We start from the raw sequence: 21,322 nt of genomic DNA, 5'->3' as shown, positions 1-21,322 counted from the left end.
AACCAGAGGGATCAGCCCCATATGCTCCAATACGCCGACCTCAAGACCCAGAGCCAGACCCTGAAGCAGCAGTTCGCCAGCCTTTGGGGGCGTCTTTGACCGCGACCGCAGGGTCGCCCGCCTGGCGGAAATCGAAGCCATCCTGGCCAGCCCCGGCGCCTGGGACGACCCCGAGGGCTTGAAGCCCCTGCTCCAGGAAAAAAGCCGCATCGCCGACCTCGTGGACCTGTGGGACCGGCTGCACAAGGCCAAGACCGACCTGGACGAATGGCTGGCCATGGCCGCCGAGGACCAGGGCCCCGAAATGCTCGAAGCCCTGGACGAACAGGTCCGCCTGCTGGAGGAACGCCTGGGCGACACGGAGCTGCGCACCCTGCTCTCCGGCCAGGAGGACGCGGGCAGCGCCATCCTGGAAATCCACCCCGGCGCGGGCGGCACCGAGGCGCAGGACTGGGCCGAAATGCTCGTGCGCATGTACCAGCGCTGGGCCGAGCGTCACGACCTGAGCGTCAAGGTGCTGGACCTGCTGCCCGGCGAGGAGGCCGGGGTCAAAAGCGCCTCGCTGCTCGTCGAGGGGCCTTATGCCTACGGCCACCTCAAGGCCGAAAAGGGCATCCACCGCCTGATCCGCATCTCGCCCTTCGACTCCTCCGGGCGCAGGCACACCTCCTTCGCCTCGGTGGACGTGTACCCCGACGCGGGCAAGGACATCGAGATCGAGATCGACGAGGAGGACGTGCGGGTGGACGTGTTCCGCGCCAGCGGCCCCGGCGGCCAGAAGGTCAACAAGACCAGCTCCGCCGTGCGCCTGACCCACGAGCCCACGGGCATCGTGGTCTCCTGCCAGAACGAAAAGTCCCAGTTCCGCAACAAGGAGACGGCCTACAAGATTCTCAAGGCCCGGCTCTACGAACTGGAACTGCGCAAGCTCGCCGACGCCAAGGCCGCCGACTACGCCACCAAGGACGCCATCAACTTCGGCAGCCAGATCAGGACCTACACCCTGCAACCCTACCGCTTGGTGAAGGATCACCGCTCGGCCACGGAAATGACCAACGTGGACGCCGTGCTCGACGGCGACCTGGACACCTTGATCCGCAACCAGTTGTTGAGCGAACATGCCCGAAAAACCAGCGACTGATCCCGCCGCGCGCATCAACGAGCGCGAGCTGTTGGCCGAGCTGGAAGCCCTGCGCACCCTGCTCTCCGGGCAGGGCTGCTCCGGCGACGGCGACCGGGCCGACGTGCTCGGCCTGCTGCGCCTGTGCCCGGGGCTGACCCTGGACCACTGGCCCGACCTGGCCGCGCGCCACGGCCTGCACCACTGGATGGCCGTGCCCCTGGCCCGGGCCGAGTTCCCCTTCCTGGTGCGCTTCCAGCAGGTGCTGTCCGACCTGGCCTTCCAGACCGAGCACGACCCGCTGACCAGCCTGCACAACCGCCGGGCCTTCGACCGCATCCTGGCCCGCGAGCTCGAGCGCGCGCGGCGCTCGGGGGCGGCCCTGTCCCTGGCGCTGTTCGACCTGGACGACTTCAAGGCCGTCAACGACACCCACGGCCACCCCTGCGGCGACGGGGTGCTGACGGCCCTGGCCGGAACGCTGCTGGGCCAGACGCGCAGCTACGACGTGGCGGCGCGCCTGGGCGGCGAGGAGTTCGCCCTCATCATGCCCGAAACCGGGCTGGCCAAGGCCAGGGCCATCGCCGAACGCATCCTGGCCGCCCTGCGCGAAACGGCCATGGCCTGCCCGGGCGCGGCGCCCTTCCGGGTGACCTGCTCGGTCGGGCTGGCCTGCCGCAAGGGCCCGGGCGAAACCGGCGCCCGGGAGCTTTACGCCCTGGCCGACAAGGCCCTCTACGAGGCCAAGGCCCTGGGCAAGGACCGCGTGGAAACCGCGCCCCTGGCCGACCTGCGGCCCCCCCGGCGCGAAAGCCTCGTGGCCTCCAACGAAAAGAAATTTCTCTTCACAGGGAGTTGAGCGCCAATGCCTGAATCCAGCATCCCCAACAAGGCCGCGAGCTTCGCCGTGGTCAGCGGCAAGGGCGGCGTGGGCAAGACCAACCTGGCCCTGAACCTGGGCTACGCCCTGCACCGGGGCGGGCACCGCGTGCTGCTCATGGACTGCGACCTCGGCCTGGCGAACCTCGACGTGCTCCTGGGCCTGACCCCGGACAGGAACCTCCAGGACCTGCTGGCCCCGGGCACGGATCCCGCCGAGGTCGTGGTACCCATCGAGCCGGGCGGGTTCGACTTCCTGCCCTCGGCCTCGGGCGTGCCGGAACTCATCGACCTGGACGAGGACGTGCAGGCCATGCTTTTTGAACGCCTGAACACGCTCATCGGCGGCTACGACTTCCTGCTGCTCGACCTGGGCGCGGGCATCAGCCGCACGGTGCTGCGCTTCGCGGCCATGACCCGCGAGCGGCTGGTGGTCATCACCCCCGAGCCGACCTCGCTGACCGACGGCTACGCCATGATTAAGGTCATGCTCACCAGCCACGGCGTGCGCGACTTCCAGGTGGTGGTCAACATGGCCGCCAGCGCCGAGGAGGGGCGGCGCAGCTTCGAGCGCCTGCACGCGGCCTGCGCCCGCTTCCTGGAGTTGGACATCAAATACGCCGGGTGCGTGCGCTCGGACCCCGCCGTGCCCCGGGCCGTGGTGCGCCAGACGCCGCTGCTCAAGCTGGCCCCCGGCAGCGACGCGGGCCGCGACATCCTGCAGATCGCCGTACGCATGAAGCGCATGCGCGATGCGCAACTGGCGGAAATCGGCGCGTGCAACGGCCTGGAAATCTGTCCCGGAACAGACGCACAATAGCGCTTGCAAAAAGCTCCGCAATTAGGCAATGTTGTACCAGATAGCCCTGTGCGGCGGCCTCTGGGGGGCCGTTGGTTGCGCAGGCAGGCAACTCCGGAGGAACATCCGTGAACAAAAGCGAACTCATCAAGACCCTGGCCGAGAAGAACGACATCCACGTTGACGAGGCGGCGCTGGTGGTCAACACCTTCTTCGACTCCATCAAGGATTCGCTCATCAAGGAAGAACGCGTGGAAATCCGCGGCTTCGGCAGCTTCAAGCTCAAGGACTACGGCGGCTACACGGGCCGCAACCCCAAGACCGGCGAGGTCGTCCAGGTCAGCCCCAAGAAGCTGCCCTTCTTCCGCCCGGGCAAGGAACTCAAGGAGTACGTGAACAAGTAGACCATGCGCGTCCTTCTCCGACTGCTCCTCCCGCTGCTGTTCGCGCTCGCCCTCTGCGCCGCCCCCGCTCTCGCCCAGGACGCACCCGGCCAGGACACTCCCGCCCGGGATGTCCTGACGCTGGTCTTCTCCGCCAACTCCGAGGGGGAGTTCGCCCCCTGCCCCACCTGAGGCAGCAAGACCCTCGGCGGCCTGGTCAGGCGCGCCACAGCCTTGCGCGACCTCAGGCAGGGGCCTGACGGCGCGACCGTCCTCTCTTTGACCGGGCCCTACGAGTTCCTGCCGCCCGAAGGGCCGACGCAGCGGCACACCCCGGCCCTGGCCCGGGCCCTGGCCGCCGCCCACGGCGCCCTGGCGCCGGACCTGCTGGCCCTGACCGGCCCCGAGGCCGCCTGGCTCACGGCCGGAGGTGCCACGGCCCCGGCCCACCAGCGCCTGGGCCCCGGGGTGCGCGGCGTCGTCCTGCCCACGCCGGGCGGCGCGGTGGGCGTGCTGCTGCTGCCGCCCCTGCCGCGCGCCGCCGAGGCCGCACCGGACGACATGGCCCGCGAAGCCGTGGCCCAGGCCCGGGCCCTGGCCGCGCGCACGCGGCTGGTGGTCGCCCTGAGCCCCTGGGGCGAGTTGGCCGAGGACGGCTTCCTGCGCACGGCCGGGCCGGTGGTGGACATCCTGCTGGGCGGCGGCCCCGGGCCGGGGGTGGCCGGGCGCTTCAGCGACGACGGCAAGACCTTCCTGGCCCGCAGCTACGGCCGGGGCAAGGCCCTGCACGTCATCCGCATCGCCGCATGGCCCGAGCGGACCGCCGCGTGGAAATGGGTCAAGGACGAAAACCTGCGCCTGGACTTCCTCAGCCTGACCGACGCCATCCCCGCCGACCCGGCCATGGACGCCCTGCTGGGCGGCTTCGACCTGCCCCGGTAGCCGCGCGGGAGCAGGCACGGGCAAGGCCGGTCGGCGTGCCGATACCGACCGCGTGCAGGACCGCGCGGGCGCGGGGCAGGGCCGGACCACGCCGGGCATCGGCAAACGCCCCCGCCCGGGTCGAAGGCACCGGCTCCGGGCACGCCGGGACGGCAAGGTTTTTCACGGCCCCGCCCGCTCCCGGCCCGCTGCCCCCTTGCCATCGGCCACGAAAGCGGCCATGATTCCGCCGTTCTGCACGGAACACCGCAACCGGAAATCCGACGACCCATGAACACATCCACGCACCCCACCGTTCCCTTTTTCAAGATGCACGGCAGCGGCAACGACTTCGTGCTGCTGGACAACCGCTCCCTGGGCCTGCCCCGCGAAGCCATGGCCCAATGGGCCCGGCGCATCTGCCGCACGGCCTTCGGCGTGGGCGCCGACGGGCTGATCCTGCTGAACCGGGCCCCCGCCGGAGCCCCGGCCGACTACGTCTGGGACTTCTACAACGCCGACGGCTCGCGCGCCGCCATGTGCGGCAACGGCTCACGCTGCGCCGCGCGGCTGGCCTACGAGCTCGGCATGGCCGGGCGCGAGCACGTGCTGGGCACGGATGCCGGGCCCATCCGCGCGCGGGTCAACCCCCAGGCGGGCACCGTGCGCGTGCAGCTCACCCCGCCCCACGGCCTGACCCTGGACACCGCCCTGGACGTGGACGGTCGGCAGTGCACCGTGCATTTCGTGGACACGGGCGTGCCCCATGCCGTGCTCTTCCCCGAGGGGCTGGCGGCGCTGGACGTGCGCGCCCTGGGCCGCGCCCTGCGCACCCACCCGCACTTCGCCCCCGCCGGAACCAACGTCAACTTCGCCCGAGTGGACGCGCCGGACGCCATGACCCTGCGCACCTACGAGCGCGGGGTGGAAAACGAAACCTACGCCTGCGGCACGGGCGCCGCCGCCACGGTGCTGGTGGCCAACGCCCTGGGCCTTGTGGGCGAGGAGGTACGCGTGACGACCTCGGGCGGCGAAGTTTTGCAAATCGGCCTCGAAAACGGTACGGTCTTCCTCGAAGGACCTGCCGTTACCACCTATCGAGGTGAAATGTTTCTGGATTCCCTGGGGCTGACCCTGCCCTAGGGCCCATGCACGGGACACGAAGAGGAGGGACCCATGCATTTCTCGGGTGCGTTCACCGCACTGGTCACGCCGTTCAGGAACGGCGAACTGGATGAGGAAGCCTACCGCGCGTTCATCGAATGGCAGATCGAACAGGGTATCGACGGCGTGGTGCCCTGCGGCACCACCGGCGAGTCCGCCACCCTGTCTCACGCCGAGCACGGCAAGGTCATCCGCGTCTGCGTGGAACAGGTCGCCGGGCGCGTGCCCGTGCTCGCCGGAGCGGGCTCCAACAACACCCGCGAGGCCGTGGAGCTGACCCGCTACGCCAAGGACGCCGGAGCCGACGGCGCCCTGCTCATCACGCCCTATTACAACAAACCCACTCCCGCCGGGCTGGTGGAGCACTTCAAGGCCATCGCCCGCGAGGTGTCCCTGCCCTTCGTGGTCTACAACGTGCCCGGCCGCACGGCCCTGAACCTCGCCCCCGAGACCCTGGCGCGCATCCGCAAGGCGGTGCCCGAGGTGGTCGGCGTCAAGGAGGCTACCGGCGACCTGAAGCAGGTTTCGGACATCATCGAGATCATGGGCCCGGACTTCAACGTGCTCTCCGGCGACGACTTCACGGTGCTGCCGCTGCTCGCCCTGGGCGGCACGGGCGTCATCTCCGTGGTGTCCAACATCGTGCCCGGGCCCATGGCCGCCCTGTGCGCCGCCTACAGGGAACGCGACCTGGAAAAGGCCAAGGCCCTGCACTTCCAGATGATGCCCCTGACGCGGGCCATGTTCTTCGAAACCAACCCCATCCCGGTCAAGACCAGCCTGGCGCTCATGGGCCGCATCGCCCTGGAGCTGCGCCTGCCGCTGGTGGAGATGGTCCCTGAAACGCGCGCCCGCATGGAGGGCGTGCTCAAGGCCTCGGGGCTCATCTAGCCGCCCCCGGGCCGGACCGGAAGCCGCGAACGCAAAGCCCCCGCGCCGCAAGGCCGGGGGCTTTTTCATGGTTTGGCGCCGGGGGCGGACGCAGCCCCGGGCGGCGGAGGGCGTCAGCCCCGGGGGAAGCCCTTGCAGCCCGTGAGCAGGGCGTGCTTGCGCAGCCCGGGGTAGGAGCGGCAGATGGCGGGCTTCACGTCGTGAATGGTACAGACGAAGGCCGTGTCGCCGGGCACGCGGCGCAGGAAGGGACAGCGCTCGGCGTACAGCGGCGTGCCCGGGCGGCGCCAGATGCGGTAGACCGGGCCCTCGGGGCCCTGCTCCCGGCCGACCCAGGCCAGGATGTCCTCCCGGCCCAGGCGGCGCCACAGGGCCACGTCCTCGGCGTCGCATTCGGCGTGGTAGTCCAGGTCCAGGCAGCAGCGGCCGCAGCGGGTGCAGGCGAAGCCGTCCATGCCCGTTTCCAGGCGGATGCGCGGAGCCTCGCCGGGGGCGGCGGGCAGGGCTTCGGCCCGCTGGCCGAAGACCAGGGCGCACAGCCGGGCCAGGGCCTCGGGCCCGGGATGACTCCGGGTCAGGGCCCGGCACAGCCAGCGCGCGGCAATCTCCCAGGGCACAAAGCGCCCTCGGGCCGCCCCGGCCCCGGGCGCCAGCTCCAGCCCCGGAACGCCGCCTTGCTCGGCGGGGCGGGCCGCAAGGCCGCACAGGGCTCCGGCCAGGGAACAGAATTCGTCGAGCTGCGGGCCGTACATGCGCAGGTCGCAGCGGATGGCGGCAAGGGCCTCGGCGGTGGTCAAAAGCACCGCCGGGGGCGCCGGTCGCCCGGGCATGGCATCCTCCGTGTCTGTCTTGCAGGTTGCAGCCGATCACAAAGCACTCGCGGCCGGGCGTTGCGCCCGGCCGCCGTGTGCCTCCCCGGCTGAAAAATGGCATGGCCCTAGCCGTCAGCATTGTTGTTTCCGGCCAGAAAGGCAAGCAGTTCGCGGGAAAAAACCCGATTCCCGGCCTCCGGCCTGCCGCCCTTGAGAACGCCCGGGCGAGACGCCGCCGAAAGCGGTCCCGGCAGCGAGGGCATCCGAACCCGCCCCGCGCCCGGGGAGCGGCAGATGGAAACTCAATTCTCCATTGTCACCTATGCCGGACCCGCCTCGCGCCCGGAGAGCGGCAACCATCCGGCAGCCCCGGTCCGGACCGGATCGCCCGCTTCCGCTGGGGCCAAGGACGACGCGCCCCCGGACCAGTGCGCCCACGCGCCCGGATGCGCCCGGATGCGCCCGGATGCCGTGCTCGACGCAAGGCCGCCGCGTCCGGCAGGCGGATGCGGCGGCCCTGTGGCGGGCGCTGCGCCCGGCTCGGGGATGGCCGTCAGACCACGATGTCCACCGGGACGGCCGCCGTCCCGGACTCAGGGGTCGAGGCCGCACCAGCCCCTTCGGCCGCCGCGATCGGCGTGGCGGGGACGGCGACAGCTTCTCCGGCGGCCGAGCCCGACTCGGACACCGCCTGCTCGGCCTTCTCCTCGATGCTCTTCCGCGCCTCGTCCAGATTGTCCTCGTTGGCTTCCAGGGATTCCCTGAGCTTGGTCGCCTGGCGCATGGTCTGGCTGCTGTGGGCCTGGGCCGTGATCTTCACGGTTTCGGGCATCGCGTTGGCGATGACCTCCTTCACGCGGGTGATCGTCATCTGCCGCTCAAGGGACAGGCTCAGTTGCAGTGAGGAAATGTACTCCGAGGGCTCGCTCCGCTCGGAAACGAAATTTCCCGCCAGCATGTTGGCCTGGGCCGTTTCACCGGATGTCCCGGAAGGCAGTTCGACGGCGGACGTGGCGGCATCTCCCGACAGGCCCTCTTCGCCCTTGCGCAGCTTCTCCAGTACGCCCTGCAAGTCTCCCCCCGCCGCCAGTTGAGCACCGATGCCGCCGACCATAGCCGTCCTCCCGTTGCATGCTTGCATCCTTCGTATCGGTTCACCGGACAAAATTCTTTAGGTTGCAAGGCATGTTCCGTTTTCCGCATATGCGTAGAGCGCGTTCCGCGCTTGCCGGCCTCTCGCACGGCGCGGAAGGCGCCGGGTGGAAGGCGACAAAAAAGGCCCGGCGCGGTCGTTCCGCGCCGGGCCCCGGAAGCCCGAAAGGGGGACGTACCTGCCGATTTACGCGAAGGCCTTGGCCTGGAAGTCCGGCACGACCTGCTTCTTGCGGCTCATGCAGCCGGGCAGCCAGAAGGAGCGCTCGCCGGCCTCGACGCCGAAGGCCTTCTTGAAGACGGCCTTGTCGTCGGAAACGAAGAGCATCTCGCTGCCTTCCTTCATGATGTCGGTGAGCATCAGGATGATGGTGTGGTGGCCCTTCTCCTGCTTCAGCTTGGCGATTTCCGCGTACAGCCCGTCAACGTAGGGCTTGAGGATGTCGCCGTCCACGACCTCGAGCTGGCCGATGCCGACGCCGTGGCCGCCCATGTCGAAGTCCTTGTAGTCGCGGAAGACCAGGTCGCGCATGGGGGTGCCGTCCACGGCGCTCTTGACCTTGAACATCTCCATGCCCAGGGCCATCATGTCGGACACGCCCGCGATCTTGGCCAGCGCCTCGCAGGCGGCCTTGTCGGCGGGGGTGCAGGTGACGGACTTGAACATGACGGTGTCGGACAGGATGGCGCAGAGCATGGCCCCGGCGATGCCCTTGGGAATCTCCACACCGTAGAAGTCGTACATGTTCTTCAGCACGGTGCAGGTGCAGCCCACAGGCCAGACCCACATCTCCAGGGGATTGGGGGTGGTCACGTCGCCCAGCTTGTGGTGGTCGACCACGGCCAGGATCTCGGCCTTGTCCAGATCGGCGGGGAGCTGGGTTTTCTCGGTGGTGTCCACCAGGGCCAGTTTCTGCCCGGCAGCGTCCTTCACGATCTCGGGGGCGGCCAGACCGAACTTCTTGAGCACGAAGTCGGACTCGGGGGTGACGGCGCCCTGGGCAACGGCCTTGGCGGGCTTGCCGGTCTTGCTGGCCAGGTCGGCGTAGGCGATGGCAGCGACGATGGAATCGGTATCCGGATTCATGTGACCCATAACGAGCATAGTCATCGAGAGAACCTCCTCTAATTATTTGACGCAGTTGGCTGGACAGGGTCCATTGCGCGCATTGAGTTTGTGCCAAATAGCACAAAGGCGGGACGCTGCCAAGCGAAAAAAAAGGGATGCCGCCAGTAAAAACAGGGCCGCAGCCACCCTAGCCCAGAAATTCAAAGACGGCAACGGGCAAGGCCTCGCGGGGGAAAATGTCGCAAAAGCGCCATACTCCGGGCTCCTGCGGGCGGGCGGGAGCCCGAAAAGGCTGGCGCGGCGCGCATGTGCAAGAAAGAACACAGTGCCGCCCGCCTTGCGGGCCCCGGGCAGGCCCCGGCGCCCCCCCCGGGCGGCCCCCGGAAACCGGGAAAGGCGCTCCCCACTGCCCGGCCTCCCGAACCCGGACCAGGGCGCGCGGAGGTGCTTCAGCCGCCTCCGCGCACTCCGGCTCCGCGCGGGTGAAACCGCGGGCGGCCGTGCCTCCCGACGCCCCGTTTCCGCCCGCCCCGCCCGCCCCGCCCGCTCGGGCGGTCGGACGCGGCGCGGCCTGCCCGCGCGCAGGCGACGGCCCGGGGACAGGAACCATGGCGCGGCGCGCCAGGATCGCAGAGCGGAGGGAGGACGGAGCGGCGGGAACGCCGCAGGCCGGATCAGCCCAGGAACCCGGCCACGGCCACGGCCAGGGCGCAGACGGCGAGCACGGCGTAGGCGCGCGGCACGCGCAGGGACATGAGCCCGCCCAGGCTGGCCCCCAGCCAAAGCTGACCCCAGGAGAACAGCCCCGGCGCGGGCTGCATCAGCCCCCGGCCGAGCAGCACGGCGGCCAGGGCCATGGCGCAGCCCAGAGCCGCGAGGAAGAACAGGAAATGCGCCACCGCCGAGTGTGCCAGGGCCCGGCGCACCAGCAGCCCGGGGTCGTACTCGCCCTGGCGACCGGGGGCCAGCCAGGCCTGAAGGGTGTCGAAGGCCGCGTTCTGCCGCGCGCGGTGCATGCGCTCCAGCCCGGAGGCCATCCAGGACAGCGGCAGCCCGATGAGGATGGGAAACACCGCCCCCGAGGCGCCGGACAGGCCGAAGGCGGACATGAGCGCCAGGGCCGCGAGGTTGCCCGCGGCGGGGTTGGGGGGGATGAAGGTTCCGGCGGGGATGAGGTCGAGCCAGAGCAGCTCGAAAACCAGGGCCACGGACACGGCCTGGGTCATGTCGCCCGTGAGCAGGCCCCACAGCAGTCCCTGAACCAGCGGGCGTTCAAGGATGCCCAGGTTCAGCGAGACGCGCAGCGAGGAAAAGACGGCAAAAAAAAACTCGCCAGCAGCGTCCAGCCCATGAGGCCGCCCAGGGTTGCCGACGCGCCTACCACGACCGCCCCACCTGCACAGGCTCGTTGGGCACGCAGCGGAAGTCCAGGACCACGCCGTGGGCCGCGAAATAGCTCAGGCAGACCTTGTCCTGCCCGCCCAGGGCCACGTGCGCGCAAATCTGCTCCTTGCCCGGGCCGTAGTGCATGTTGCCCAGGTTCAGGCTGCTGAAGGCCATGCCGTGCTCGTGGGCGCGGCGGGCGTCCTGGCACGAGGCGAAGAGCACCAGCACATCGGGCTCGGCCTCGTCCTGGAAGGCCGAGGACAGGAAGTCGTGCAGCCCTTCCACGGCGACGAAGACCTTCTCCACGTGGCTGGGGATGGCCAGCCCCATGATCTCCTGGCGCAGCGGGTCCGCGCTGACCTCGTCGTTGGCGACCACGATCATCCGCGAGCGGGTGAAGGGCAGCCAAGTTTCGATGATCTGCCCATGGATCAGGCGATTGTCCACGCGCACCCAGAACACGGTCAGTTCCCCGCCACCTTCTGGCGCAGCACCTCGCCGGCGACCACGATGCCCTGGATGCCCGCGGCCTTGGCCTCGTCGGCCAGACGCGAGAGCGGCAGCGCGCGCATGCCGAGCACCTTGAGCAGCATGGGCAGGTTCACGCCGGTGATGACTTCCAGCTTGCCCGTGCCCAGCAGGGACAGGCTCAGGTTGGTCGGCGTGCCGCCGAACATGTCCGTCAGCAGCATGACCCCGGCCCCGGTGTCCACACCGGCAACGGCCTGACGCAGGGCGTCCATGGTCTTGTCCATCTCCGTCGCGGTGTCCACGCTCACGGCCACGCAGGCACGCTGGGCGCCGAGGATCATCTCTGCGGCGGCAATCAGGCGGGTGCCGTAGTCGGTGTGGGTCACGACGACGACGCCAACGTCGCCGCCCTTGGGCTTCTTGTCCTTGTTCATCGGCTCGCTTGTGCTTGCGGTGCGGGCCCGGCTGCCCTGCGCCGTCATTTCAGGTCGATATGCCGGTGCTCGAGAAAAACTGCATAATCCGAGTTGCGCAAGGAGTCAAAGACTGCTTCGGCCACGGCCACGGAGCGGTGCCGCCCGCCGGTGCAGCCGAAGGCGATGGTCAGCCGGTAGCGGCCCTCGTGGGCGTACAGCGGCAGCACGAAGTTCAGGTAGTCGAGCTGGCGGCGCAGGAACTCGGCCCCCGGCTCGCGCCCGAGGACGAAGCGCGACACGGCCTCGTCCTTGCCGGACAGGGGCCGCAGGGCCTCGTCGAAATGCGGGTTGGGCAGAAAGCGCAGGTCGAAGACCAGGTCCACGTCGGTGGGCATGCCGTGCTTGAAGCCGAAGGACAGGATGTACAGCCGCAGGCCCCAGCGCTTGTCGCGCAGGAAATTCCATTTTTCCTGGAGGGTGCGCCGCAGGTCGTGGATGGAATAGCCCGAGGTGTCCACCACCAGTTCGGCCTGGTCGCGCACGGGGGCGAGCATTTCCCGCTCGCGGTCCATGGCCGCCTCCAGGGACAGGGTGCCCTCCAGCGGATGGGGGCGGCGCGTGGCGGCGTAGCGCCGCAGGAGCACCGCCCGCGAGGACTCCATGAACACGATGCGCGGGCGGATGCCCAGAGTGGCGCATTGCGAAAGGGTTTCGCGCCACTGGACCAGGAAGTCGGACTGGCGCACGTCCATGCCCAGGGTCAGGCCCCGGTGGTGCAGCTCGGTCTGGCTGTCGAACAGGCGCACCACGTCGGGGATGAGCCCGGGAGGCATGCCGTCCACGGCCAGAAAGCCCAGGTCCTCGAACACCTTGAGCGCCGTGGATTTGCCCGCGCCGGACAGCCCCGTGAGGATGACCACCGGGATGTGGCCGCCCGCATCCGGGGCCATGTCCGGCCGGATGCCGCCCGGCGGGGTCTGGGCCTCCTGGGTCATGGCGCCTCCGTCAGCAGGCCCGCAGCAGCCGCAGCAGGCCGTCCGCTCCCGGCGCAGCCAGGAAGGACCGCCGGAAGGCGTCGTCCTTCAGCAGGCGGGAAATGCCCGCCAGCACGCGCAGGTGCTGGCCGACGACCTGCTCGGGCGCCAGGACCAGGAAGAAGATGGTGCAGGGCTTGTGGTCCAGGGCGTCGAACTCGACGCCCTGCTCGCTGCGCCCCACAACGAGGACGATCCTCTCAATGCAGTCCATCTTGCCGTGAGGGATGGCCACGCCGTCCCCGATGCCCGTGGTGCCGAGCTTTTCGCGTTCCTTGAGCACCTTGAGGGCCGTGGCGGCGTCCAGGCCGGGGACATGGTCCCCGGCCGCGGCCACCAGTTCGGCCAGGACGGCGTTCTTGGTCCTGGCCGCGAGGGACGGCAGAATCAGCCCCTCTTCCAGCAGTTCACCAATGATCATGCGTTACATCCCCGGGTCGATGAGGCCGAAGTCTCCGTTCTTGCGGAGGTAGATGACGTTGATACGCTCGGTCTGCGCGTTCTGGAAAACCAGGAACTCGTAGCCCAGGCTCTCCAACTGCATGGCCGCCTCCTCGACGGACATGGGCTTGGGCTCGTAGGCGTCGGCCTCGGTAATGGTCGGCACGCGCTCGCCGCCGCCCTCGGCCTCGGCGAAGGACAGCACGTCCATGCGCACGGTGCCGCGCTGGCGGCGCTTGTCCTTGGCCTTCTCGCGGATCTTGCGCACCTGGGCGTCCATCTTGTCCAGCACCAGGTCGATGGTGCTGTACATGTCCTCGGACTCCTCGAAAGCCGAGAGGTTGTTGTCGTCCCAGGTGAGCACGACGTCCGCCTTCTGGCGGAACTTCTCCACGGACAGGTTGATTTGCAGGTCGGCGTTGTCGGTGCCGGCGTACTTGATCAACTTCTCGAACCGCGCGGTGGCGTACTTCTTGAGATGATCGGAGGGCTCGAAGTTCTTGAAGTTGAAATTGATCTGCATGGATCTCCTCCTGTCTTGGGTGACACGACGACACTGGTCTGGCGGGTTTTCGCCGATTCCAGTGTAGAAGGAAACCGGATCGAAATAAAGGGCTACCCGGCGCGCGATCAAAAAACCTGCTTGCGCTTGGAGGAAGAGCGGATGCCCAGGGCCGTGCGGTACTTGGCCACCGTGCGCCGGGCAATGTTGACCTTCAGGGTGTCCTTCAGGTGGTCGGCGATCTTCTCGTCGGACAGCGGATGGCGGGCATCCTCGCCGCCGATGAGCTGCTTGATGAGCGCCTTGACGGACTCCGAGCCCACCTGGGAGCCGTCGTCCATCTCCAGGGCGCTGTTGAAGAAAAACTTCAACTCGAACACGCCGTGGGGCGTGGCCACGTACTTGTTGGTGGTGATGCGGCTGATGGTCGATTCATGCATCTCGATGTCGTCGGCGATATCCTTGAGAATCAACGGCTTGAGCGCTGTGACCCCCTGGCGGAAAAAGCCGTTCTGGAAGCGCACGATGCTCTCGACCACCTTGTAGAGCGTGCGCTGGCGCTGGAACAGGCTCTTCATCAGCCAGACCGCCGAGCGCATCTTCTCCTGGACGTACTCCTTGTCCTTGGAATTCTTGGCCAACAGGCCGTCCATGTAGAAGGAGTTCAGTTGCAGGCGCGGCAGGCCCTCCTCGTTGAGCACGATGACGAAATCGCCGTCGTACTCGTAAACGTACACGTCGGGGCTGACGTACTGCGGCTCCCCGCCGCCGTAGCTGGCGCCGGGCATGGGGTCCAGGGTCTGGAGCAGGTCCAGGTATTCCTTGAGCTGTTCCAGGGTCAGGCGGAACTTGCGGGCCACGGGCTTGAAGCGGCCCTTCTCCAGGTCCTCCAGATGCTCGCTGACCAGCTCCTTCAAAATGGGGTCGTCGTACCCGAAGACCTCGATCTGCACCAGCAGGCATTCGCGCGGGTCGCGCGCGGCCACGCCCACGGGGTCCAGGCGCTGGATGCGCCGGATCACGTCCTCCACCTGGGCCGTGGCGGCCCCGGCCATGGCGGCGACCTCCTCGCAGGAGGCCTGGAGATAGCCGTGGGAGTCCAGGTTGCCGATGACGACCTCGCTGATGGCCACTTCGGCGGGGCTGAAATCCGAAAGGCAGATCTGCCATTCCAGATGGCTTTCCAGGGAGGGCTTGACCGACAGGCGCGCGTCGTAGGCCATGCCCTCCTCGGGCGTTTCGCTCTCGCGCATCAAAGCCTGGCGCGAGGAACTGGAGAATTCGCCCAGGTAGTTCTCCCAGTCCGCGTTGCGGGCCAGGTCGCGCTCCACGGCCTCGTCGCCCTGGGCGGGGCGCTCGCGCTCGGGCTCGGCGGCGGTCTCGAAGGCGTCCTTGCCGTCGCGGCCGGAAGTATCCTCGAAGGCCTCTTCGCCCTTCTCCTCGAGCAGGGGGTTTTCGAGCAACTCCTGCTGGACCACGTCCAGCAGCTCGAAACGGGAGAGCTGGAGCAGCTTGATGGCCTGCTGCAACTGGGGGGTCATCACCAGTTGCTGCGAAAGCTTCATTTGCTGTCTGAGTTCAAGTCCCATCGTTGCCCGTCGTGTTCAGGTGCTGCGGTGCCGTGTCGATCAGGGGTCCGCCCGTCGCGGCCCGGCCCGCGCGGCAAAAGTCCTCGCCCGGCAGGGCCCGTTCTGCGCGGCTCGGGCAGACCATGCCACAGAGCCCCAGGCCTTGCAACTCAAATGGCAAGGATTTTGTATGCGCGAGGAAGCGCAAGAAGCGCGCCAGATTAGAGACTGAAAGCCTCGCCGAGGTAGACTTGGCGCGCCTGGGGATTCTCGCAAATCTCCAGCGGCGTGCCCGAAAGGATGACCCGGCCCTCGTAGACCAGATAGGCCCGGTCGCAGATGCGCAGGGTCTCGCGGACGTTGTGGTCGGAAATGAGCACGCCGATGCCGCGCTCCTTGAGCCCGCGCACGATGCCCTGGATATCGTCCACCGCGATGGGGTCGATGCCCGCGAAGGGCTCGTCGAGCAGCATGAACTTGGGGTCCAGGATCAGGGCCCGGGCGATTTCCAGGCGGCGGCGCTCGCCGCCGGACAAGTGCATGGCCTTCTGCCCCGCCAGCTTGGCGATGCCCAGTTCGTCCAGCAGGGCGGAGGCCTTGGCGGCCTGCTCGCGGTGCGAAAGCTTCGTGTTTTCCAGGATGATTTCCAGGTTCTCGCGCACGGTCAGCTTGCGGAACACGGAGCTTTCCTGCGGCAGGTAGGACAGGCCCAGGCGCGCGCGCTCGTGCAGGGGCAGCCCCGCAAGTTGGGCGCCGTCCAGGGTCACTTCGCCGCCGTTGGGCTTGATGAGCCCCACGAGCATGTAGAAGGTCGTCGTCTTGCCCGCGCCGTTGGGCCCGAGCAGCCCGACCACCTCGCCCTGGGCCACGTCCAGGGCGATGTCGTGCACGACCTCGCGCTGGCCGTAGCGCTTGCACAGGCCGTCGGCCGCCAGCAGCGCCATTACTCTTCCTCCGGCGGGGTCATGAAGATGGCCTCCACCTGCCGCTGCGGCCCGCCCTCGACCTCGCTGCGGTTGTCCTTCAGATACAGGCGGATGATGCGTCCGGTGATCTGGTTGTCGCCGTCGGTGATTTTCGGCTCGCCCTCCATGACCAGCAGCCCGGTCTGCACGTGGTAGGTGGCCGTGGCGCAGGTGCCCAGGCGGCCTTCGCGCTCCAGGTGCACGTCGCCCTCGGCCACGATGCGCTCCACCTCGCCGGGCCCGGCGGGCTGGCCCGGCTCGGCGGCCTTCCTGGCCGCGCCCTCGGCCAGGTGCACCGTCAGCTTGCGCGAGCGGATGGTCATGTCCGGCCGCTGCACGAAGACCTGGCCCTCGAAAATGACCACCCGCCCGGCCTGCTCGTAGCGGACCTTCTCGGAGGTTATCTTCGTGGGCACCTGCTCGCCTTTGGCCTTCTCGGCGGCCGGGGCGGCGCCGGGCCCCAGGGCCAGCGCCAGCAGACACAGGGCGCACAGGGCGCGCGTGAGTCGCTTCACGGGGGTCACTCCTTTCCGTTGGCCTTCGTGGCGGCCTTGGCCGCAGGCTTCTTTGCGGACTTTTTCGTGGATTTCTTCACGGATTTCTTCGCGGGCTTGGCTGCGGCCTTCTTGGCGGGCGCGGCCGCGGAGGCGGCCCCCGCAGCAGGCACGGTCATGTTGAAAAACACGCTTTGCACCCCGCCGTCGGCGTCCACGTCGTTGGTGTCCAGGTGCAGCACCACCCGGGGCGCGTCCAGGGTCATGTCCGGCCGCTCCAGGCGCACGTCCCCGGTGAGCACGATGCGCCGTTCGGCGCTGGAATAGTCCAGCCGCGCGGCGCGGGCCCGGTTGGGGCCGGAAACGATGTCCACGTCGGGCCACAGGCTGGCGTTGCCGGACTCCTGGTCCACCTCGCCGCTGGTGGCGTTGACGGCGATCTCGCCGCCATCGTCCTTGAGGTAGTAGAGGATGCGCGGATTGTCCACCGCGACGATGCCCGTGTCCTGGGCGTAGTGCGCGGCGTCGGCCTTCATGCGCCACTCCGTGCGCCCCTCGGCCCCGCGCGACAGCTCCACCCCGTGCAGCGACACGTCCACGTCCACGTCGTCCAGCAGTGCCGCCGCCCGGGTCAGCATCTGGTGGCGCTGATAGAGCGACCAGCCGCCCACCGCCGCCAGCCCCGCCAGGGCCAGGAGCACCCAGGGCAGCCAGCGCCTCACCGCGACCGCCACAGGGCCCACTGGGCGTCCAGGTCGCCCCGGGCATCCAGGATGAAAGAGATGGCCTCGCGCACGGCGCCATGCCCGCCCGGACGCGTGCTGACCCAGGCCGCCATGTCCAGAATCTCCGGCTGGGCGTTGGCCACGGCCAGCGGCAGGCCCACCAGCCCCATGGGCCCGGCGTCCACCCAGTCGTCGCCCAGGTAGGCCACCTGGGCCCACTCCAGCCCGCGCGCCCGGCACATGCCTTCCAGCAGCGGCGCCTTGGCCAGATGCCCGGCGTGGTATTCCTCCACGCCCAGCTCGCGCACACGCGCGGCCACGGCCTTGGAGTCCAGCCCGGTGATCACGGCGATCTCCAGCCCGGCGGCCTGCGCGACCTTGATGCCCAGGCCGTCCTGCACGTTGAAGCGCTTGGAAACGTTGCCTTCGGCGTCGTAGTACAGCCCGCCGTCGGTGAGCACGCCGTCCACGTCGAGCACCAACAGCCGCACCCGGGCGGCGCGCTCTCTAGCGGACGCGGCGGGCACGGGTCGCCTCCCAAAGGTCCAAAAGGTCGCGCAGCAAGGGTTCGAGCCGTTCCAACGGCCAGGAGTTGGGCCCGTCGCACAGGGCCCGGTCCGGGTCGGGGTGCGTTTCCAGGAACACGCCGTCGGCCCCGGCGGCCACGGCGGCCCGGGCCAGGGTCGGCACGAACTGGCGCTGCCCGCCGGAGCTGGCGCCCTGCCCGCCCGGCAGTTGCACCGAATGCGTGGCGTCGAAAACCACGGGGCAGCCGTGGTCCTGCATGGCGGGGACGGAGCGCATGTCCACCACGAGATTGTTGTAGCCGAAGCTGGCCCCTCGCTCGGTGAGCCAGATCATGGCGTTGCCCGTGCTGCGAATCTTGCCCACGGCGTTGGCCATGTCCCACGGAGCGACGAACTGGCCCTTCTTGACGTTGACCACCCGGCCCGTGCGCCCGGCGGCCACGAGCAGGTCCGTCTGGCGGCACAAAAAGGCCGGAATCTGGAGCACGTCGGCCACTTCGGCCACGGGCGCGGCCTGCTCGGGCAGGTGGATGTCCGTCAGCACGGGCAGGCCGGTTTCGGCCTTGATTTCGGCCAGCAGGGCCAGGCCCCGCTCCATGCCCGGGCCCCGGAAGCTTTCCACCGAGGTCCGGTTGGCCTTGTCGAAAGAGCTTTTGAAGATGACCGGCAGGCCCAGAGCCTCGCCGACCTCGGCCAGACGCCAGCCGACGGTCAGGGCCACCTCGCGGCTTTCCAGGGCGCAGGGTCCGGCGATGACGAAGGGCCCGGCCTGGGCCAGGCCGTGCAGTTCCTGGGCGGTGGGGGCCATGGCTCAGCCCTTCTTGCCCTTGGCGGCGCCGAGCCTGCGCTGCCGCGCCGCGCCGATGAACTCGCGGAACAGCGGGTGGGGCCGCATGGGGTTGGACTTGAACTCGGGGTGGAACTGGCAGCCCAGGAACCACGGATGACCCGGCAGCTCCACGATTTCCACCAGTTCGCCGTCGGGCGACAGGCCCGAGAAAACCAGCCCCTTGTCCTTGAACTGCTCGAAATAGGCCTTGTTGAATTCGTAGCGGTGGCGGTGGCGCTCGTCGATGGCGTCCTTGGCGTAGGCCTCGTGGGCCCGGGTGCCGGGCACGAGGCGGCAGGGGTAGGCGCCCAGGCGCATGGTGCCGCCCTTGTTGCACAGCGCGTCGCGCACCTCCATGCGCCCCTTCTGGAAGTCGTACCACTCCTTCATCAGGTAGATCACCGGATGCGGCGTTTCCTGGTCGAACTCCTCGGAGTTGGCGCCCTCCAGCCCGGCCACGTTGCGCGCGAACTCGATCACCGCGCACTGCATGCCCAGGCAGATGCCGAAGAAGGGCACGCCGTTGCGCCGGGCGTATTCGATGGCCTTGATCTTGCCCTCCACCCCGCGCGAGCCGAAGCCGCCGGGCACGAGCACGCCGTCGCAGTCCTTGAGCAGCCCGGCCACGGACTTGGAGTCGATCTCCTCGGAGTTGATGTAGCGCAGGTTGACCTTGACGTTGTTGGCCACGCCGCCGTGGACGAGCGCCTCGTGCAGGCTCTTGTAGGCCTCCTTGAGGTCCACGTACTTGCCGCAGATGCCGATGGTCACCTCGCCCTGGGGGTGGTCCAGGCGCTGGACCAGGGCGTGCCACGCCGCGAGGTCCGGGTTCTTGGCGGGCAGCTTGAGCATGATGGCGACCTTCTGGTCCAGGCCCTCGTCGTAGAGCTTGAGCGGCACCTTGTAGATGTTGTCCACATCCACGGAGCAGAACACGGCGTCCTTGTCCACGTTGCAGAACAGGGCGATCTTGGCCTTGAGCGACTCGTCCAGGTCGCATTCCGAGCGGCAGAGCACGATGTCGGGCTGGATGCCGATGGAGCGCAGCTCCTTGACGCTGTGCTGGGTGGGCTTGGTCTTCAGTTCCCCGGCGGCCTTGATGTAGGGCACCAGGGTCAGGTGGATGTAGAGGACGTTCTCCTTGCCCAGGTCGCCGCGCAACTGGCGGATGGCCTCCAGGAAGGGCAGGCCCTCGATGTCGCCCACCGTGCCGCCGATCTCCACCAGGGCCACGTCGAGGTTGTCGCTGGCCAGGGAGAGCACGGCGCGCTTGATCTCGTCGGTGATGTGCGGGATGACCTGCACCGTGCCGCCCAGATAGTCGCCCCGGCGCTCCTTGGTGATGACGCTGTGGTAGATGGAGCCGGAGGTGTAGTTGTTGCGCTGGCTCATGGGCACGTCGAGGTAGCGCTCGTAGTGGCCCATGTCGAGGTCGGTCTCGGCGCCGTCGTCGGTGACGTAGACCTCGCCGTGCTGGAAGGGGTTCATCGTCCCGGGGTCCACGTTGATGTAGGGGTCGAGCTTCTGCGCGGTGCAGGTGAGCCCGCGGGCCTTGAGCAGCGCGCCGATGGAAGCCGCGGCCAGCCCCTTGCCCAGTGAGGAAAGAACGCCGCCGGTGACGAAAATGAACTTGGTCTTCATGGTCTGGACCTGCCCTCTTTGCTTGTTGTCCTCGATGCGCGCGGCCACCCGCCGCCCGACCGTTTTTCCTGCATGGCCGCCGCCTGCGCGCCATTCAAGTGCGAACCCGCCGGAGCCGGAGGGCTCTGGCGGGTTGCGGCGGTGGCAAAACCTCTGTATCTTACTAATTTGTCATGAAAAGTCGGGAGTTTGAGGGCCCGGGTCATCGCGGTTGCAGGTTGACGGTTTGCGGATGTCTCATTATGGTCCCTCGTGTTTCAGGTACGCTAGTCAACGGGCATCTGCCTGTCAAGAAAACATTGGAGGAGACCATGGCCCAGGTGAAGACGCTGGTCATCACCGGATACGGAACCAACTGCGAGGTGGAATCGGCCCACGCCGCCCGCCAGGCCGGGGCGGACGCCGCCGACATCACCTATTTCTCCGACCTGGTCGCCGGACGGGTGCGCCTTGCGGACTACAATTTCCTGATCTTCCCCGGCGGATTCCTGGACGGCGACGACCTCGGCGCGGCCCAGGCCGCCGCCCTGCGCTGGCGCTTCGCCCGCACCCGGAGCGGCGAGCCCCTGGTGGAGCAACTGCGCGCCTTCTTCGACGCCGGGGGGCTGGTGCTCGGCATCTGCAACGGCTTCCAGCTCCTGGTCAAGCTCGGGCTGCTGCCGGCCATCGGCGGGCGCTACTTCGAGCGCCAGGTGTCCCTGACGCTCAACGACTCCGCCAAATTCGAGGACCGCTGGGTTCGCCTGAAGGCCAACCCCGCCTGCCCCTGCGTCTTCACCCGCGGCATCGACACCCTGGACCTGCCCGTGCGCCACGGCGAGGGCAAGCTCGTGCCCATGGACGACGCCGTGCTCAGGGAACTGGTGGACGCCAACCTCGTGGCCCTGCAATACGCCGACCCCGCCACCGGGCAGGTGACCACCGACTACCCGGCCAACCCCAACGGCTCGCCCCTGGGCATCGCGGGCATCACCGACCCAACGGGCCGCGTGCTCGGCCTCATGCCCCACCCCGAGGCTTACAACCACGTCACCAACCACCCGGGCTGGACGCGCGGCGAGGCCACCCGCCTGGGCACCGTGCTCATCGAAAACGCCGTGGCCCACCTGAAGGCCCAGTAGCTCCGCCCCGGG

General features: G+C 68.6%; 24 protein-coding genes. 8 read left to right on the top strand and 16 right to left on the bottom strand.

Going from position 1 to position 21,322, the window contains the following annotated elements; translation table 11 throughout:
• Positions 1-21: 21 nt before the first annotated feature.
• The 7 genes from prfB to dapA all read left to right on the top strand — a co-directional run bounded on the left by prfB (position 22) and on the right by dapA (position 6,157).
• A protein-coding gene (gene prfB, locus ACZ5KV_RS15365; RefSeq protein ID WP_464240160.1) for a peptide chain release factor 2 occupies positions 22-1,141 on the top strand; the annotation gives its coding sequence in 2 pieces (ribosomal slippage) (positions 22-96 and positions 98-1,141; 1,119 coding nt in all).
• Complete coding sequence (locus ACZ5KV_RS15360; protein ID WP_464240159.1) at positions 1,119-1,979, top strand: GGDEF domain-containing protein; 861 nt, start codon at positions 1,119-1,121, stop codon at positions 1,977-1,979. Before prfB ends, ACZ5KV_RS15360 begins: the two co-directional genes overlap by 23 nt.
• Before the next feature lie 6 nt (positions 1,980-1,985).
• Positions 1,986-2,819 carry a MinD/ParA family protein gene (locus ACZ5KV_RS15355; RefSeq protein WP_464240158.1) on the top strand — a complete coding sequence of 278 codons (834 nt, stop codon included), beginning with the start codon at positions 1,986-1,988 and terminating at the stop codon, positions 2,817-2,819.
• A 107-nt stretch (positions 2,820-2,926) separates the two neighbouring features.
• Positions 2,927-3,202, top strand: coding sequence for an HU family DNA-binding protein (locus ACZ5KV_RS15350; protein WP_291495675.1), 276 nt, complete (start codon positions 2,927-2,929; stop codon positions 3,200-3,202).
• 3 nt (positions 3,203-3,205) lie between these two features.
• Positions 3,206-4,123, top strand: coding sequence for a UshA-like (seleno)protein family 2 (locus ACZ5KV_RS15345; RefSeq protein WP_464240157.1), 918 nt, complete (start codon positions 3,206-3,208; stop codon positions 4,121-4,123).
• A gap of 270 nt (positions 4,124-4,393) precedes the next feature.
• Positions 4,394-5,245, top strand: a complete 852-nt coding sequence (gene dapF, locus ACZ5KV_RS15340; protein WP_464240156.1) for a diaminopimelate epimerase — start codon at positions 4,394-4,396, stop codon at positions 5,243-5,245.
• Positions 5,246-5,278: 33 nt separating this feature from the next.
• Positions 5,279-6,157 carry a 4-hydroxy-tetrahydrodipicolinate synthase gene (gene dapA, locus ACZ5KV_RS15335; RefSeq protein ID WP_464240155.1) on the top strand — a complete coding sequence of 293 codons (879 nt, stop codon included), beginning with the start codon at positions 5,279-5,281 and terminating at the stop codon, positions 6,155-6,157.
• A 113-nt stretch (positions 6,158-6,270) separates the two neighbouring features.
• Here dapA and ACZ5KV_RS15330 read toward each other — a convergent pair whose 3' ends face one another.
• From ACZ5KV_RS15330 to ACZ5KV_RS15255, 16 genes are all read right to left on the bottom strand, one after another.
• The gene (locus tag ACZ5KV_RS15330; RefSeq protein ID WP_464240154.1) at positions 6,271-6,987 is read right to left on the bottom strand and encodes a YkgJ family cysteine cluster protein; all 717 of its coding nucleotides are present in this window, start codon (positions 6,985-6,987) and stop codon (positions 6,271-6,273) included.
• Between the two features lie 535 nt (positions 6,988-7,522).
• Entirely contained in the window at positions 7,523-8,083 is a 561-nt protein-coding gene (locus tag ACZ5KV_RS15325) for a hypothetical protein (RefSeq protein WP_464240153.1), read from the bottom strand.
• 225 nt (positions 8,084-8,308) lie between these two features.
• Positions 8,309-9,232 carry a manganese-dependent inorganic pyrophosphatase gene (locus ACZ5KV_RS15320; protein WP_464240152.1) on the bottom strand — a complete coding sequence of 308 codons (924 nt, stop codon included), beginning with the start codon at positions 9,230-9,232 and terminating at the stop codon, positions 8,309-8,311.
• A 632-nt stretch (positions 9,233-9,864) separates the two neighbouring features.
• Positions 9,865-10,455 carry a PTS sugar transporter subunit IIC gene (locus ACZ5KV_RS15315; protein WP_464241851.1) on the bottom strand — a complete coding sequence of 197 codons (591 nt, stop codon included), beginning with the start codon at positions 10,453-10,455 and terminating at the stop codon, positions 9,865-9,867.
• A gap of 112 nt (positions 10,456-10,567) precedes the next feature.
• Positions 10,568-11,038, bottom strand: coding sequence for a PTS sugar transporter subunit IIB (locus ACZ5KV_RS15310; RefSeq protein ID WP_464240151.1), 471 nt, complete (start codon positions 11,036-11,038; stop codon positions 10,568-10,570).
• Between the two features lie 2 nt (positions 11,039-11,040).
• Positions 11,041-11,481: a PTS sugar transporter subunit IIA gene (locus ACZ5KV_RS15305; protein WP_464240150.1), complete on the bottom strand. Its 441-nt coding sequence runs from the start codon at positions 11,479-11,481 to the stop codon at positions 11,041-11,043.
• A gap of 44 nt (positions 11,482-11,525) precedes the next feature.
• A complete protein-coding gene (rapZ, locus tag ACZ5KV_RS15300; RefSeq protein ID WP_464240149.1) occupies positions 11,526-12,458 on the bottom strand; it encodes an RNase adapter RapZ in 933 nt (310 codons plus the stop codon).
• Between the two features lie 10 nt (positions 12,459-12,468).
• Positions 12,469-12,918, bottom strand: coding sequence for a PTS sugar transporter subunit IIA (locus ACZ5KV_RS15295; protein ID WP_464240148.1), 450 nt, complete (start codon positions 12,916-12,918; stop codon positions 12,469-12,471).
• Positions 12,919-12,921: 3 nt separating this feature from the next.
• Positions 12,922-13,461, bottom strand: coding sequence for a ribosome hibernation-promoting factor, HPF/YfiA family (gene hpf, locus ACZ5KV_RS15290; RefSeq protein ID WP_464240147.1), 540 nt, complete (start codon positions 13,459-13,461; stop codon positions 12,922-12,924).
• 107 nt (positions 13,462-13,568) lie between these two features.
• Positions 13,569-15,029, bottom strand: a complete 1,461-nt coding sequence (gene rpoN / locus ACZ5KV_RS15285) for an RNA polymerase factor sigma-54 (RefSeq protein WP_464240146.1) — start codon at positions 15,027-15,029, stop codon at positions 13,569-13,571.
• A 200-nt stretch (positions 15,030-15,229) separates the two neighbouring features.
• Positions 15,230-15,952, bottom strand: coding sequence for an LPS export ABC transporter ATP-binding protein (gene lptB, locus ACZ5KV_RS15280; protein WP_464240145.1), 723 nt, complete (start codon positions 15,950-15,952; stop codon positions 15,230-15,232).
• The gene (locus ACZ5KV_RS15275; protein WP_464240144.1) at positions 15,952-16,488 is read right to left on the bottom strand and encodes an LptA/OstA family protein; all 537 of its coding nucleotides are present in this window, start codon (positions 16,486-16,488) and stop codon (positions 15,952-15,954) included. Before ACZ5KV_RS15275 ends, lptB begins: the two co-directional genes overlap by 1 nt.
• 5 nt (positions 16,489-16,493) lie before the next feature.
• Positions 16,494-17,189: an LPS export ABC transporter periplasmic protein LptC gene (gene lptC, locus ACZ5KV_RS15270; RefSeq protein ID WP_464240143.1), complete on the bottom strand. Its 696-nt coding sequence runs from the start codon at positions 17,187-17,189 to the stop codon at positions 16,494-16,496.
• Complete coding sequence (locus tag ACZ5KV_RS15265; protein ID WP_464240142.1) at positions 17,186-17,719, bottom strand: KdsC family phosphatase; 534 nt, start codon at positions 17,717-17,719, stop codon at positions 17,186-17,188. Before ACZ5KV_RS15265 ends, lptC begins: the two co-directional genes overlap by 4 nt.
• On the bottom strand, positions 17,700-18,527 hold the full coding sequence (gene kdsA, locus ACZ5KV_RS15260; RefSeq protein ID WP_464240141.1) for a 3-deoxy-8-phosphooctulonate synthase: 828 nt from the start codon (positions 18,525-18,527) through the stop codon (positions 17,700-17,702). The genes ACZ5KV_RS15265 and kdsA overlap by 20 nt, the downstream gene beginning before the upstream one ends.
• Before the next feature lie 3 nt (positions 18,528-18,530).
• Positions 18,531-20,189: a CTP synthase gene (locus tag ACZ5KV_RS15255; protein ID WP_464240140.1), complete on the bottom strand. Its 1,659-nt coding sequence runs from the start codon at positions 20,187-20,189 to the stop codon at positions 18,531-18,533.
• Between the two features lie 311 nt (positions 20,190-20,500).
• On the opposite strand from ACZ5KV_RS15255, the gene ACZ5KV_RS15250 reads away from it, so the two are divergent.
• Positions 20,501-21,310 (top strand): phosphoribosylformylglycinamidine synthase subunit PurQ, encoded by an 810-nt coding sequence (locus tag ACZ5KV_RS15250; protein ID WP_464240139.1) that lies wholly within the window; start codon positions 20,501-20,503, stop codon positions 21,308-21,310.
• Positions 21,311-21,322: the final 12 nt, after the last annotated feature.

It is taken from the genome of Desulfocurvus thunnarius (genome assembly GCF_055390965.1).
The sequence above is the reverse complement of the archived record's forward strand: the minus strand, read 5'-3'. Positions and strand labels throughout refer to the sequence as shown.